10 protein-coding genes are annotated in these 15,740 nt (G+C 57.1%); 2 read left to right on the forward strand and 8 right to left on the reverse strand.

The annotated features are described in order from the left end of the window. Position 1: 1 nt before the first annotated feature. From Q0J60_RS04490 to Q0J60_RS04505, 4 genes are all read right to left on the reverse strand, one after another. On the reverse strand, positions 2–2,626 hold the full coding sequence (locus Q0J60_RS04490; RefSeq protein WP_294439049.1) for a molybdopterin-dependent oxidoreductase: 2,625 nt from the start codon (positions 2,624–2,626) through the stop codon (positions 2–4). Positions 2,627–2,966: 340 nt separating this feature from the next. Further along, the gene (locus tag Q0J60_RS04495; RefSeq protein WP_367178785.1) at positions 2,967–3,545 is read right to left on the reverse strand and encodes a 4Fe-4S dicluster domain-containing protein; all 579 of its coding nucleotides are present in this window, start codon (positions 3,543–3,545) and stop codon (positions 2,967–2,969) included. 165 nt (positions 3,546–3,710) lie between these two features. Further along, entirely contained in the window at positions 3,711–3,995 is a 285-nt protein-coding gene (locus tag Q0J60_RS04500; RefSeq protein ID WP_123208648.1) for a hypothetical protein, read from the reverse strand. Positions 3,996–4,751: 756 nt separating this feature from the next. Next, positions 4,752–6,398, reverse strand: a complete 1,647-nt coding sequence (locus tag Q0J60_RS04505) for a polyphosphate--AMP phosphotransferase (protein WP_294439051.1) — start codon at positions 6,396–6,398, stop codon at positions 4,752–4,754. 402 nt (positions 6,399–6,800) lie between these two features. Between Q0J60_RS04505 and ppk1 the strand changes: the two genes are divergently transcribed. Beyond that, positions 6,801–9,590: a polyphosphate kinase 1 gene (gene ppk1, locus Q0J60_RS04510; RefSeq protein WP_294439052.1), complete on the forward strand. Its 2,790-nt coding sequence runs from the start codon at positions 6,801–6,803 to the stop codon at positions 9,588–9,590. Positions 9,591–9,770: 180 nt separating this feature from the next. Here ppk1 and Q0J60_RS04515 read toward each other — a convergent pair whose 3' ends face one another. The 3 genes from Q0J60_RS04515 to Q0J60_RS04525 all read right to left on the reverse strand — a co-directional run bounded on the left by Q0J60_RS04515 (position 9,771) and on the right by Q0J60_RS04525 (position 12,580). Further along, positions 9,771–11,198: a CCA tRNA nucleotidyltransferase gene (locus Q0J60_RS04515; RefSeq protein ID WP_294439053.1), complete on the reverse strand. Its 1,428-nt coding sequence runs from the start codon at positions 11,196–11,198 to the stop codon at positions 9,771–9,773. A gap of 138 nt (positions 11,199–11,336) precedes the next feature. Further along, complete coding sequence (locus Q0J60_RS04520; RefSeq protein WP_161957823.1) at positions 11,337–11,510, reverse strand: hypothetical protein; 174 nt, start codon at positions 11,508–11,510, stop codon at positions 11,337–11,339. 104 nt (positions 11,511–11,614) lie between these two features. Further along, positions 11,615–12,580, reverse strand: a complete 966-nt coding sequence (locus Q0J60_RS04525) for an FAD:protein FMN transferase (RefSeq protein WP_294439054.1) — start codon at positions 12,578–12,580, stop codon at positions 11,615–11,617. 419 nt (positions 12,581–12,999) lie between these two features. Here Q0J60_RS04525 and Q0J60_RS04530 point away from each other — a divergent pair, with 419 nt between their 5' ends. Further along, positions 13,000–13,770 carry an IclR family transcriptional regulator gene (locus Q0J60_RS04530; protein WP_294439055.1) on the forward strand — a complete coding sequence of 257 codons (771 nt, stop codon included), beginning with the start codon at positions 13,000–13,002 and terminating at the stop codon, positions 13,768–13,770. Between the two features lie 121 nt (positions 13,771–13,891). Here Q0J60_RS04530 and Q0J60_RS04535 read toward each other — a convergent pair whose 3' ends face one another. Next, a complete protein-coding gene (locus Q0J60_RS04535; RefSeq protein WP_294439056.1) occupies positions 13,892–15,517 on the reverse strand; it encodes an FAD-dependent oxidoreductase in 1,626 nt (541 codons plus the stop codon). Positions 15,518–15,740 lie beyond the last annotated feature (223 nt).

Consider the following 15,740-nt stretch of genomic DNA (forward strand, 5'->3'; position numbering starts at 1 on the left):
ACTATTCCTCATCGATATAGTCATTCGGGACAAACGTGGAATCATCGGGGATTTCTTCGCCGGTCCATTTTTCAAAATTAGCAATACAACCATTCCAGCCGGACACACCTTGTCCAGTGCTGATTCCACCGCACAGGTAGTTATCTGCACCAGCTTTGTCGACCTTGGTCTCCTCGTCTACGTTCACCCAGGCGCCATGCGGCAGACCAATAACACCCGGCGTCAAGCGTTGCGTGATCGACACCTTTCGCAGCGTGCTTCCATGCTTACTGGTAACCTGAACCGTATCTCCGTCAGCTACGCCCTTTGCTTCAGCATCGGCGGCACTGATGAAAACAGGGTTTTCCCATGCTTCTCGGAGCCAGGGAATGTTGTCAAAAACGGTATGAGAACGACGAAGGTAATGAGGATTTATCACCTGATAAGGGTACTCTCCTGGCGTCTTTTTCTCAAAATCAGAGAACGTCTCTTCGTATCCCTCAACAGGCTCAATAAATTTAGCAATAGGGCTAATCTCGCTGTATCCCATATTGTTAATAGTGTCGGCAAGCGCTGCAGAATAGATCTCAAATTTGCCACTCTGGGATTCCTCAAGAGGATTGGCTTCAGGGTCATTAATGAAGCCTTCGTAAGCAATGTAGCCGTAATTATCCCCATCTGCGCGCGGCACCTGATACACACCTTGCGCTAGCAGATCGTTCAACGCAATTTTTCCTTCTTGAGGTGCCCCTTCACACTCCCAAGAATCAATGTCCTCTTGAGTCACCGTTACCAGAGGAACCTGAGTAACACCGTCTTCATCGGTCACTGTCGCAGTAAGCAGTTGGTCAAAGAACTGCTGCTTCTCAGACCTTGGATAAACCTGGTTCGGGTCGACACCCAAAAGCTTTGCGAGCTCGAGGGCTATCCACTGATCGGAGTGGGTCTCATACATTGAGTCGATGACCTGGCTGTAAACAATTGCCATCTCACGATTGCCCGTCAAGAAACCGCCAGGTCGCTCCCAATACGTATTTAAGGGAAGCAAAATGTCGCAGTATTTTGCAGTAGTTGTCAAAAACTGCGTATGGCACACCGCCATGTCAACTTTGCGATGAGCCTCAATACCCATACCCATGTTATCGCGTGTCTGCAACAATGCTCGGTTTGCATGGTAAATGACATGAATATCGATATCTCTGACTTCGCCCTTGTCCTGAGTGTAATTGCCATTCGGGGCAAGACCAGTCCAATTGTAGGAACCATTAACAACAGCATCCCACAGTTGGGTGTCGTTAATGCAGTCATCCACGGGGACATCAATTTCCGGAAGCTCAGTTGCGCCCGGAGTTACCAGCGATGGGCCGTGATTGCCGGTGCGATTGTGGCAGCTTACACCGGTCATATTTCCCGACCTACCAATATGTCCGGTCATAGCTCCAACGGTCATTAGAATCTGAGCAAAATTGTCAGCGTTGTGCGTGCGAGCGGGCGCCCAGCCAGCTAGAAGAGCAACATTTTTGGAGGGATCAAGTTCATAGGCGAGATTGCGAATCTGATCAGCGGAAGCGCCCGTATGCTCCGCAGCCCATTCTGGAGTTTTGGGAACCCCATCATATGTGCCAAGAACGTAATCCTTGAAATTATCTTTCGGATCAGCGCCTTCGGGCATATGGTCAGCATCGTAACCTAAGGTATATTTATTCAGAAAATCTTGATCAATCAAGGATCCGTTCTCGTCTTCGGTGATAAGCGTATACGCCACTCCAAGAAGAAGCGCAGTATCTTGACTCGGACGACAAGGAACCCACTCTGCATCCAAAAGCGCATACGTCTCGTTGTAATACGGATCGACTCCGATGAATTTCGCTCCCGCCTTTTTCACCTGAAGAAAGTTATACGCGGGCGTACCAGCAGAACTCCATGCTGGATTGGTGCCGATCATAATGACCGTATCACAGTTCTTCATATCAAGACGGTCATTAATTGCCTTAGAATCATCGCCGTTGGACGTACCAATAAGATGGGGCGTAAGAGCGAAAGCGCCCAAAGATCCTGTACCCCAGCGCGACGTGTAGCCGCCGAAGAGGTTCAACGTACGTCCAATTTCCGTTCCTTCGGCGAGAATGGAGCGGTTACCATACTTTTCTTTGGCGCTCTTCAGGCCTTCTGCCACGTAATTAAGAGCCTCATCCCAGCTGATACGCTCCCATTCATCGATGCCACGCAACTCACCGTTGGGGTTATCAGGACTCCAATTCTTGCGCTTCATCGGATATTTAATGCGGTCCGCGGCGAAAATCTGCTTACGCTGAGCACGGCCGCGGATGCAGGCACGCTGCTGTGGATAGTCGGGGCTATCGTCATGAGTATCGTCGGTCTTTTGCCGAATCACAACCCCATCCTTAACCAAAACTTTGTTCAAGCAGCGACCGCCACAGTTATGCCAGCACGCAGCAGATTTCCATTCTCCCGAGATTAAATCGCGTTGCTGCTCTACGCCAGACGTTTCCCCGACCTCCTCAACATCGTTGGGAGCACAGCCGGCGATACCTGCCACGGACAGAGCGGCTGCCGTGGCAGCGCTTGCCTTGATGAACCCTCTACGACTGATGCCGGAAGACTGAATTCGCTCGAGATAGCTCATATTTCCCCCTTCTGTATTCAGTTCCCCCTTGACGCTTTTAGCGCCGCGACCTAGATGTCGCCTCTGAATACAGAGTAAAAACAGAGTGGATTAATGCCAATGCAGCGAACCTTGAAAGTTTCTTACCTGAATCTTTCTGAATTCTTAATAGCTTAAAGTCATAACAACCGAATCAGTATCGCAGCAGACAAGAACGCATACGGCGACGCACGGCGGTATTTCTTCCTTTCTCATCATTTTGTGTAGAAAGTAACACAAACCAAAGAAGCGAATCAAACACCCCAATACTCCGAGCCCTAGACGGGGAACACTTTAGTTGACCATATCGACGCGAAGTGCTCTACAGCATCACTTCCACATAGTCGGGGTCAAGAGCAGAATTCTTAGCATCGATAATAGTGCAGGGATGAGTTTGCGTAGGCTCAGGCAAAATAGCTATTGTGCGTACGGCATCAGGGTGTTTCTCTTCGAGTTCAGCAATAGGACCGAATTCGAGCGCACGCATGGGACATGCTGCCACGCAAGCAGGTTGTTCTCCGTTCGCCCGCAACTCGATACATGCATCGCATTTAATCGCCTGGCCCAATTCCTCATCATACGTCGGCACGCCATAGGGGCATGCCTGGACACAATACTGGCACCCGATGCACTTCGAATAATCGTGCTGCACGGTTCCATCCGCGTCGTCAATGTACATGGACCCGTTAGGACACGCCGCCACGCATGCGGGCGATTCGCAATGGTTGCACGTCGAGGAATGATGATATACGCGAGCGTTTGGATATTTCCCCACCTCAAAGTCGCGCACGTGCCTGAACAACAGACCGACACGAAGGTCATTTTTATCTTTGCACGCGATTTGGCATGTCTTGCATCCGATACATGCCGTCTGATTGAAGTAGTAACCCATCTTTGTCATACGTCCCCCTTTTGCCGCGGCAATTATAACGCGCCCTAGAAGACAGCACACAAAGAAGAAAGAGTGGCAGCCCGAACCGCGCCATCAACCCCCCAAAGCCAGCATGAACCGCACCATCGACGTTGCCTACACGCAATAATTCCGGCAAGAGAAATTGTACGAGAATCACCCCTGCATAAGCCACAGATCCGTTGCCTGACGCAGCGCTTGAGAACGCGAAATGCCGAGCGCGCGAGCTTTGGCATCCAACGCGATTATCTTGCTTTTAGGTTCTTTGTGGGAAACCGTTTCAGTCTCTTCTTCGTAAAGCGAAGGCCTACCGATTCTTGTGATTTTACCTTTAGGCCACTCACCTCGATCAGCAGCATCCGCCGCGGCCTCAAGCTCTTCAATTTCCTTTTCAGATAGGCCAAACCTCTCCATCAGTTCAGCCTTCGAAACCACAGACATTTCCTCCCCCTCTCGTTGAGGCCGAACTCCCTTTGCGCACGCGTGCTTAACGGAGTATTCGCGTGGTACACAATCAGACCGCATTCCCTGGCACGCGCTGACATCTCTATGGGTCGACTGGAAGCGTCAAACCCAATTGCTTTAATGTAGTACCCATCCCCCAAATCGGAATCGATACGAATGAAGTCAATCGCATTTCGCCATGCGTGCCTAATTTGCCCTTCCGATAGACCATGACGCAATGCCCTGGGCAAAATTATCAAATTAGCGGTTAAAGGATTGCCTTCTCAGATGGCCATTTAAACCACCTGCCAGTAATTACTTTCGTATACGAAAAGTATACTCATCGTATTTAAAATAAGCAAATAGAAGTTTCTACCCCTTTTGACCACTCTTCGAAAGAAGCCGGAACCCAGGGACAGTCTCGCTGGAACCCGGCGTTGGGTTTCAATACAAGCAATCGTCTGTTTCATATGCCAGCCCCTTTCTCTCAACGAGAAAATCCTGGCATACAAACCTTGCCGCTCTTTGTTCTCGGCGTACCTTAAAACCTTGCTAAAATCTTGCCGATTTGCACTCTGCTTCTCGTCAAAATCTTTCCGGTTTTCGATTCGCCTTTGAACAGAATTTCGGAACCTGCTCCCGTTGCTCCTTGTCTTTTCGTGCACCATAACAAAGGAGCCGCACGAGGCGGCTCCCTGATAGTTGGAACTACGTTGTTGCTCAGCGGCCCGCGCTTGATCAGCCCGGCAACCCTTACTTCCCCAGCCTCTTTTCGAGCGCATCGTTGATGGTCTTCAGCGCCTTGATGCGCGCGTAGTACTTGTTGGTGGATTCCAGGATGGTCCACGGCGCATACTCGGTCGAGGTCAGGCGGAACATATCATTAATCGCAGAGGCGTACTGCGGTGCCTTGTCGCGATTGCGCCAATCCTCAGGCGTGATCTTCCACTGCTTCTCAGGCGTGTTCTCGCGCTCGATGAAGCGACGCAGCTGCTCGTCGCGGTCAACCGCCACCCAGAACTTGATCAGCAGCGCGCCCCACGCATTGAGCTCCTGCTCGAACTCGTTGATCTCATCGTACGCGCGACCCCACTCCTCGGGGCTGGCGAACCCTTCCACGCGCTCCACCAGCACGCGGCCGTACCAGCTGCGATCGTAAATGCCCACATGGCCGGCACGCGGCAGACGCGTCCAGTAGCGCCACAGATGCGGATGCATCAGCTCGGGCTTGGTAGGTGCCGGGCTGGGGAAGATCGTGTACGCACGCGCATCGATCGCCTGCGCCACACGCTTGATGCTGCCGCCCTTGCCGGCCGCATCGTCACCCTCATACACCAGCATCAGCGGCACGCGCGCCAGATACATCTCAAGCTCCAGCTCGCCCAGACGCTTCTGCTCGCGCTTCAACTCCTCGCGATACTCCTCGCGCGTGAGCGCCAGTGAATAGTCGATATCCTCCAGGCGCGGCGGATGTTTAACCATGGTGAAGCGCGAATGACGCGGAGCGAGCGCAGCCGCCTCTTCTGCCTGGCGCTGGGCCTCCTCCATCACACGCGCGGTCTCCTCATCGGAGCGATTGCGCGGGTCGGTAGCAGCGAGCAGACCGGCGCTGTTCTGCTGGGCCTTGAGCGCCGCCGCAGCAGCCGCAGGATCGGCGCCCTTTTCCAGTGCGCGCTCCATCGCATTAACGATGGTCTGGGCAATCACCAGGTTGGCGGTACGCTTGTCCTCGCCGTTGACGATGGTCCAGCGCGCGAAATCGTAGTCGGTCATGCGCAAAAGCTCGTCGTAGCGCTCATACGTCTCGTCGTAGTCTTTCAGATGCTTAAGATCGCGATCGGTCACGCGCCACGCGGTGGAAGGATTGCTGCGCAGCTCCTTCAGGCGCTTCTTCTGCGCCTCTTTGGAAACATGCACGAAGAACTTCACGATCACGTAGCCGTCGGCGGCAAGCTGGCGCTCGAATTCACCCGCAGCGGCGCGATACGTGAGCGTCATGTCCTCTTTGTCGGTATACAGCAGACGACGGGCGGCCGCGGTATACCAGCCGCGCTCGTAGATGGTCATGTCGCCGCGCGGCCCAAGGGCGTCCCAGAACTCCTGCATAAGCGGTTGGAAACCCGTCACGCCGGTGCCCATGTCGCGGAAGCGCTTGGCCTCCTCCTCGTCGAAGTTGGAGAGCACATGCACATGCGTGGCGCGGGCGTCAAGGTTGTGAAGCAAGTCGCCAATGCGGCTGCCCTTGCCGGCACCTTTCCAGCCCTCGAATAGCACCACGAGGCCCAGGCCTTCCGAGCGGGCCTTCTGCTGCAGCACCACAAGTTTGGACAGCAGGGCGTCGTAAGCGGGCTTATATTCCTCCTTGGGAGTCCTGATGGAAAGATCGACCTGTTCGAGCATGGAGCTACCTGCTTTCTCTCGCGCAACGACCCCTGAGTCGGCGGGGACGCGCATCTCCCTCGGCGTGCGCCGCTTCCGTGACCGCCGTTCGCGTTCGGCGACGTGCCGCTCGCATTCTGGCGTGCCTTTCTATTTTACGCGAATTTGACCTTGAGGCCTTCACCAATTGCTCCATGTCGGATAAGACGCCTCACGTACGGAAACAATGGAGTAACCGCTCCTCGAATCGCGCGCCTGCGCGCGGAAACAAACACTTCAACCGCTATAATGAAATTGTGGTCGGCTACACGCAAGTCGCATCACTTTTGTACACATGACAAGGCGTCCCGCGTTCGCGCGGCTCCTTCCAAGAGCCCAACACGTCTCAGCGGTTCGCATGCAAGAGCTCGAGGAGGGATCCACATGGCGGACGACATCACCACCACGGCGGAAGGCGGCGAAGCAAGCGGCCGCAAGGCCGCAACGGCTACGTCCGACAAATCCGAGAAAAAAGCCAAAGACGGCAAGAACAAGACGGTCAAATCCCGCCCCAGCCGCAAGCCCTACATGCAGAACCGCGAGCTTTCGTGGCTCGAGTTCAATAAGCGCGTGCTTGACCAGTCCACCGATCCCGCCGTGCCCCTGCTTGAGCGCATGAAGTTCATCGCCATCTGGCGCTCCAATCTCGAAGAGTTCTTCATGGTGCGTGTGGGCAGTCTGCTCGATCTGGAGCTCGCCAAAGAGGTCGTTTATGACAGCAAAACAGGCATGACCCCGGCAGAGCAGCTCGATGCCGTGTATGCGCGCGTGCGCGAGCTGACCCCTAAAGCGTCGGAGGATTTCCGCATGGTGCGCCACCAGCTCGAAGCGGCCGGCATTCACCAACTCTACCCCGACGAGCTCACCCCCGCCCAGCTTGAAGAGCTGGACGACTACATGGAGATGAACGTGCTGCCGCTCGTCTCCCCGCAGATCATCAACTCGCTGCACCCGTTCCCCCATCTGGAAAACGGCGCGCTCTATATAGCCGTGCGCTTGGACGACCAGGCCGAGCCCGAAAAGGCAAAAGCCCGCGCCAAGGCCGCCGAGAACGTAATCATGGGCATCATCCCCATGCCGCGCGACTGCAACCGCATCATTCCGCTGAAAGATCCCAACGGCGGCTACGCCTTCATTCTGCTGGAGCACGCCCTTGAGATGGCGGCCGACCACATCTTCGAGATGTACCCGGTCAAGCACGCCAACGTGATCCAGGTGACGCGCAACGCTGACCTTGATATGCACGAGGAATCCGACGAATACGACGAGGATTTCCGCAGCCACATGCAGCGCATCCTGAAGAAGCGCGGCCGCCTTGCCCCTGTGCGCCTGGAGAGCGAGCGCCCGCTTTCGGACACCACCGAGCGCTTCCTGTGCAAGCGCCTCGGCCTCAAGCGCAACCAGGTGTACTCCGTGGGCATGCCGCTTGACATGGGTTATTCCTGGGGTCTGGCGGGGCTGATTGGCTCCGAGCGCGCCGCTGCGCTCACCGATGAACCGGCAAGCCCGCAGTGGCCCGACTGCCTGGTGCGCGGCGTGAGCGTCATCGAGCAGGTCCAGCACAAGGATGTCATGCTCTCCTACCCCTACGAATCCATGGACCCGTTCGTGCACCTGCTGCAGGAAGCCGCCATCGACCCGGATGTCATCTCCATCAAGATCACGCTGTACCGCCTGGCCAGCCAGTCGCGCCTGGCCGAGGCCCTGATCACCGCCGCCGAAAACGGCAAGGAGGTCACGGCGCTGTTCGAGCTGCGTGCCCGTTTCGACGAGAGCAACAACATCGAGTGGTCGCAGCGCTTTGAGCAGGCCGGATGCAATATCATCTACGGCTTCCGCGACTTCAAGGTGCACTCCAAGATCTGCGCCATCACGCGCCGCGGCAAGGACGGCCTGCAGTTCATCACGCAGCTGGGCACCGGCAACTACAACGAAAAGACGGCCAAGCTCTACACCGACCTGTCCATGATTACCTGCGATCCCCAGATCGGCATGGACGCGTCCAAGTTCTTCCGCAACATGCAGCTTGAGACCATCGCCGATGACTACAAGCGCCTGTGGGTGGCCCCGCTCATGATCAAACAGAACATCTGCGCCGCCATCGACGAGGAGATTGCCAAGGCCCAGGCTGGCAAGCCGTGCGGCATCATGATGAAGACCAACTCGGTGACCGACAAAGACGTCATTGAGAAGCTTGCCGAGGCCAGCCGCGCCGGCGTGAAGGCAACGCTGCTCGTGCGCGGCATCTCGTGCCTGGTGCCCGGCGTGCCCGGCCATACTGAGAACATCCGCGTGGTGAGCGTGGTGGGCCGCGAGCTTGAGCATTCTCGCATCTACATGTTCGGCGCCGAGGACGACCCCGAGCGCAAGATTTATCTGTCCAGCGCCGACCTGATGACCCGCAACCTGGACAAGCGCGTGGAAATCGCCTGGCCGGTGAGCGATCCCGACCTGCGCGCCAAGGTTGTGAACTACTACAACACTATGCTCTCCGACACCGCCAAGCTGCGCGAGCTCAAGCCCAACGGCGCCTACACCGAGCTGTATCACTTCGTTCCGCGCCGCCCCGACGGCAGCTTCGCCGCCAAGCCGTTCGACGCGCAGGATCACCTGATCAAGGAGGCCTATATCGCCGCCGAGCGTGCCCCGAAGGCGCCGAGCCGCGACTTCATCATGCATGCGGTGAGCACGCAAATCGAGGCGCTTGACGAGGAGGCACGCGATGACGAGGCCGCCTTGGATTACGAGCGCGTTCCCGCCCGTCGCGCAAGCGCCATCGATTCGGAGATGGAATCCGAAAGCGCCGGCTATCAGGGTAAAAACGATAGCGACACGACCAACACCGCTGATTACGACGGTGGCATGAGCGACCTGGATGAACCGGCAGACTCCGCCGCTGAGGAAAAGGCTGCTCCGGCCGCTGAGGCCAAGCCCGCGGTTTCCGCCCCCGAGGTTGAGGTGAAGCCGGAAGCTGAGCCCGCCGAGGCGCCCGCTCCCGAAGCCAAACCCGAGCCCAAGCCCACGGTGAGCCAGCGTATCGAGACCGCGGAGGCTGCCAAGGCAGAGGCAGCGGCACCTGCCGAGCAGGCCGCAGCGCCTACGGCAGAGCCCGCGCCCGCTCCAGCCGAAGAGCCCAAGAAGAAGGGCTTCTTCGCCAGGTTGTTTGGCAAGTAGGCAATTAAGCGCCTAGACCATATCGTTAGATTGGGGGCGAATCCTTCGGGATTCGCCCCTTTTCTTGCACGACTCTTTCGCAACGATGCTTCATGCCCATCACTGAGTATTACCGAATAAGGTTTACTGAATTATTTTTCAGTGAACTATGATTCAGTAAATTTGGCCACGACAGGAGAGCTACTCCCCGGAGCGGGCATGCTTGCGCTGGTTCTCAGCCTTGCGATGGAGCGCGCGGTACATGCCCAGGCACTGCGTGAGCGCCTCGCCTTTGGAAACGCCCGCCAGACGCACCTTGTGAGCGAACCGCAGCACCTCACCCATCTCAGGGCCCGACTCGACCCCGGCGGCAATCAGGTCATCGCCCTTCACATACGGACGAGCCATGAGTTCCTGGAAGGCATGAAGATGCCCCGCCAACCTATCCGCCACCGTAGCAAACGGCTCACCGCCCGTGCTGCCTTCCCAGTCGGACTGCGCCAGCAGGCACAAATCGGCTGGACAGCAGCTCTCGTCGAACAGCTTGGTGAACGACTTCTGCTTCGCATTGGCGTTGAGCAGCGAACCGGGACGCATGTGCAGCTTGACCATGTTCAGCACATACTGCTTGAGGCGCTTCTCGTGGAACACGCGGTCCATGAACGCCGCAGCCACCTCGACGCCCTCGTTCTCGTGGCCGTACGATACGATGCGGCCCGTCTCCAGCCTGAACGTGGTTTTGGGTTTGCCCATGTCGTGGCACAGCGCCGCGAGCATCAGGCCCAAAGGCCAGCTTGCCTGATCGCGTAGCGTGGCGGCGCAGTCCAGAACGAGCATGGTGTGCTCGAACACGTCCCCTTCGGGATGGAAACAAGGGTTTTGCTCCACGCCGATGAGCGCGTTCACCTCGTCGAACCAGCCTTCGAGCTGGTCCATCTCGCGAAGCATGCAGAAATAGATTGAAGGGCGCCGCGCTTTGAGGAGCGCCTTCTTGGTTTCCTCGGCAATGCGCTCATGGGGCAGATGCTCAAGCGACATGGTGCGACAGAGCTCAATGGTGGACGCATCAATGCGCATATCGAAGCGGGCGGCGAACTGCGCGGCTCGCAACACGCGCAGTGGATCTTCGCCAAATGTGCGTCCGTCGACATGCCTGATTACGCCCGCGCGCAGATCATCCGCACCGCCGTAACAGTCAACCACCTCGCCCGTCAGCACGTCCTGATACAGCGCGTTCATAGTGAAATCGCGGCGGCGAGCAGCCTCTTTAATTCCCAGCGCTGGGTCAACTTGCACCTCAAAGTCGCGGTGTCCCTTGCCAACGCACACCTCGGTACGCGGGAGCGCCACGTCGATATCGTTGCCGAAAAGCTTATAGATGCCGAAGGATTCGCCCACACGCATCACGGTGCCGAACTCGCTCAGGATCCGCTCGAGCGTTTCCTGGCCAACGCCGTGAACCTCGATATCCAGATCCTTGGTATCGCGGCCCAGAATCGCATCGCGCACGCATCCGCCCACGAAGTACGCGCGCCCGCCCCGTGCCGCAACCGCCCGAGCGAACTCTCTCGCACACGTAATCTCGGGGGAGTCCAAGCGCTCGTATTGTCCTTCGCCTGCAGTCGCCATACTCAAACCTCCGACCTATGCGTGCATTCGCCTTCCACTTCGCATCATACGCAAATGCGCCCAGAACGCAAAAGAACGCGCCGCGGCGAAAAGCCACGGCGCTTGGCGGATGCGGTTCGCTGACTTTAGGCAATCGTCCTACTTCGAAGCGGCCTCCCAAGGGTAGCCGCCTTCGGTTCCGCTGCCAAAACCAAGATCGCCAAGGAAGTTGGCGATGACCGTAAGCGGCCAACCGGGATCGCCCCAAAGCCACACGCCTATGCCATAAATTGCGATAACAACAATGACGGGCAGCAAATCTTCAAGATCCATGGTCGCCTCCCTTCGGCGTTGCTTATCTGTTAGCTTTATTCTCTCATGAACTGGGAAAACAACGCACGTTTGTTGCTGTTTTGTGCAAAAATGATCCGCCCTTGTTATTGCGTCGAATAAAAGAGGCGATTCTGTCCATCCACGAAAATCGCGACGGCGATTTCGGGGCGGCTTTTGGCAAACTCGATACCGCCCTCAATACCCAGCGCGCACAGTGTGGTGGAAAAACCATCGCAGTCAAAGCTCTTTGCCGCCACTACGGTGGCGCTTTCGACATCGGTCTGGATGGGCATGCCCGTACGCGGGTCTAAAATGTGACAATAACGCTTGCCGTTCAGCTCGAAGCAGCGTTCGTAAAGGCCGCTCGTCACCACTGAGCCATCCGTTAAATTCACGGCGCCGAGAATCTTGGATGTGTCCCGCGGATTGCGGATACCAACAGCAAAGGGGCTGCCGTCGGGCTTACCGCCGCCCACCACCACGTTGCCTCCCAGGTTGATAATAAAATGCATCACGCCGCAGTCGCGCAAAAGCTCGCCGAGCCTATCGGCAATCCATCCTTTTGCCGTGCCGCCCACATCTACCATAGCACCAGGATGCGAGAGCCGCGCCGTACGAGTGCCCGGCTCGCCACCAAGCTCGATGCCGCGCCAATCGACAAGCGCCAGCCGCCCTTGCAGCGCATCGGCATCAGGCATCACGCCTCGCTGGAAATCCCACAAGCTGGTGAGCGAACCTACCGTGATATCGAACCAACCAAGAGATTGCTCGCAATAGCGAAGACTTCCTTGCAGCAAATCATACGTTTCATCCGCAATTGCCACGGCGGCTCCACCCGCCGCATTCAGCCGCGACACATCACTATGCGGCAGCGTGCGCGAGAAAAGCCGCTCGTAGCGCCGGCACGCCTCTACCGCCCGAGAAAAGGCCGAGAACACCGCTCGCTCTTCCCCGTAGGCGCTCAAAGCCACCTCGGTGTTAAAAGCATAGAACGTACATTGGTGCGGTCCCTGCGGATCTTTGCCGCACAGGTAATCCACTTTATCTTCCAGGGGAATCGCATCGAGCATCGTGATGCCTTTCGTCAGTCTTCGCACAAGCATGAAGCACGCGCCGTCCATGGGCGCCGCAGAGTACCGCTGCATATTATAGAAGAGGTGTCTTCTGAACGCCGACGGCGAGCAGCGTCGCATGCGGCGTGGCGAGAATGGAGCCCGGAGTCTCGTACATTGGCTGCGGTCATATGAGGCCCGCTACCTCGCATGGCCCGTAGTCGAATGGGGCCTGTATCTCGCATGGCCGGCGGGTCGCATGCGACCCGCCGGCCATACATGAGACCGCAGTCGCACATGGGCTCAGCGTGCGCAAGCCAAAGCCCCTCCTTCTCAACGAAACCAACCATGAACAGCGCGTTGCATTCCAAAGCCGCGGCAATACGCCCTGATGCGTTTTGTTTATACTGGTCAATGGCCCATGAAAGGGGGCTTTTATGGACAGCCGCGAAAAACAAACAATGCAGTCGCTCGAACGCGCCCTGGACGTACTTGAGGCGCTTTCAAGCTCCCATGGGGGAATTGGGGTATCGGAGCTCGCGATCAAAACGGGCCTGAGCAAAACCACCACGCATCGTATTTTGCAGACCCTGGCAACCCGCGGATATGCCGAAAAAACTCTTTCCGGCGCTTACGAGTTAGGGTCGCAACCGTTTATCCTGATGAGTCGGCACATCAATTCGCTCGAGCTTCAAGTTGAAGCTCGCCCGTATTTGCTTGCGCTTGAGCACGCCCTGAAGCTTCCGGCTTACCTGGGAGTGCTCGATGGCCCCTTCGTTTCCATCATCGGCAAAGAATCTGAGAGCAAAGCGGATGAAGATTTCACCCGCGTAGGAAAACGCTATCCCGCCCACTGTTCGTCAATGGGAAAGGTGCTTCTGTCGTGTCTTTCGGCTGAAGAGCTTGAGGAGGCGCTTTTCGATTTTACATTTGAGCCCCATACGCCCAACACCATTACAAACCGAAGGGATTTCGTGCGCTATTTGCGCACCGTCAGACGAAACGGATGGGCGGCCGACTGCGAGGAATCGGAATTCGACCACCGATGCATTGCGGCCCCCATTTTCGATTTCAGCGGCGAGGCCGTTGCGGCGGTAGGCGTAAGCGGATCAAACGGCGACCTCCCCGAGGAAGACTTTGCCGCCGTGGCGCACAAGGTTATGCGTGCGGCGGCGGGCATTTCGCGACGCATGGGATACGTCGAGTGAGCCTTTACGCTGCAGCTTTGTCAGCGAGCGGCGCCCATTGTGCAAAACCGCCGGTGCGAGGAGGGACGCTGCCGGCGGTTTTGCCCTATATCGAACTGCTCAGTAGAATTAATTGTTTCAGCTATGCCGTAGTCGCCGCGTTCCTGCCGGCAATGCGTCCCCAATTGAGCGCGCCCTGGAGGCAGGTGCCGGAACCTGGGTAGTACGGCCCAATCCACCCTGCCGTGTCAACGCCGGCGCCGAACAGATGCGGAATGGGGTTCCCATCGGTATCGAGAATTGCGGCATCGGTATTGATCAGGAGCCCGCCAATAGACCCAATGTTGGTGTTCTGGGTTTTCCAGGCGAAGTAAGGAGCCTCATCGAGCGGTGTCAACTGGACAACGCGCCCGAAAGCGGCATCTTCCCCAGCCTTACAAGCGGCATTCCACGATTCGACCGTAGCTTTGAGATTGGATGCGGGCATGCCCAGCGCCTTCGCAAGCTCGTCAAGCGAGTCGGCCTGCACCAGGCTCCCGTCATCAAGCGCCGCCTTGCGAGCATCCGCGCCGTCCGATGCGTTATCAGACCAGGAGCATTTAGCGTCCGACGTCAGCATTTTGTTGTCCATGAGCATGTACGTGCACCCATCCATGCCGCCCTGGGCCATAGCGGCGTTGAACATCGCGCGGCAATGGAAGGCGTACGTGGTATCCTCGCGCACGAATCGGTTGCCACGCATATCGATCAGGATATAGGGGATTTCGGGGTTCTGGTTGTTGGTGTAGCTCCAGGTTTGGAGTATTAGGTCGACGGCGCCATGGAACGCCGTATCGGCGCCGTGCGCCATTCCGATGCGAATGCCGTCGCCTGTATTGGTTGCGGCAGTAGCAACGGCCTGCGTCTTGATATCCCAATACTGCTGCTGGTCATACTTGAATGCCATGTCTTCGTTGTGGTCAATTGATCCCATTGCCAGCACAACGCCCTTGTTTGCCTTGTAGTTCTTGCCGTCTTTGGTGGCAACGCCTACAACCGTGCCGTTTTCGTCTTGGTAAATGTCAACCACTTCCGTATCGGTTTGCACCTCACCTCCCTTTTCCTGCACGGCGGCAAGGGCATTGGTGGCCCACACCACGCCTCCGGTCTTCGTTTCGTCGGATGCGTCAGTAATCAGATGGATGCGATCACGCATGTATTCGTCTTTCATATAGGGCGTGGGATAGCATCCGAACACGTTCGAGAAAGTGATATTGAAGTTGTCGGCCATCCACTGCAGATTATCGGCCGCATTGTCAGCCATGCATTGCACAAGTTCCTCTTTGACAAGTCCCTCGCCGTCGGTCATCCAAAAATTCTTATGAAGCTCCGGGCTGTCATCGGTCACGCCAGCGATTTCTTTTTGCCATGTGGTGCCACTTGCTTGAATGGCGCCTTCTGCAAGAGCGGTTGTTCCGCCCGTGGTGCCGGCCTTTTCAAGCACCAGCACGCTCGACGCCCCATTCTCAAGCGCAGAATACGCCGCAGTAAGCCCGCTGCCGCCGCCTCCGCACACAACGACATCGTATTCGCCATCCCACGAAGAAGGCACGCTCGATCCCGTGGATGCGGAAGAAGAGGCCTTCTCGCCCGCTTGGCTTGGAGAGCATCCTGCCAGCCCTGCGGCCGCTACCCCCGCCAGCCCCATTGCGGCAGCAGTCACAAACCCACGGCGTGACAGCCCCTTTTCCATAGTGGATTCCGACTTCATTGATTGCATCGCGGTCATGACGTCCCCCTAACCTTTGGGTCTTGAGCTTCGCGTCGGAACCAACGCACTGAGAGCTTCGCCAAACCCCAGAACCGCAATATCTCTGCGGCTTGGCACGCCCCTCGCTTGCGTTCAAGCATCTGGCGCGTTACCCCGCCCGCCTCCCTGCGGGCTTGTATGACCCGAAGTTTAAAGAGCCGCAAGACGCCCCACAACGCCCCCAAACCGCCGTACGGCACGG

The sequence above is a fragment of the uncultured Slackia sp. genome (assembly GCF_944321625.1).
Lineage (GTDB): Bacteria > Actinomycetota > Coriobacteriia > Coriobacteriales > Eggerthellaceae > Slackia.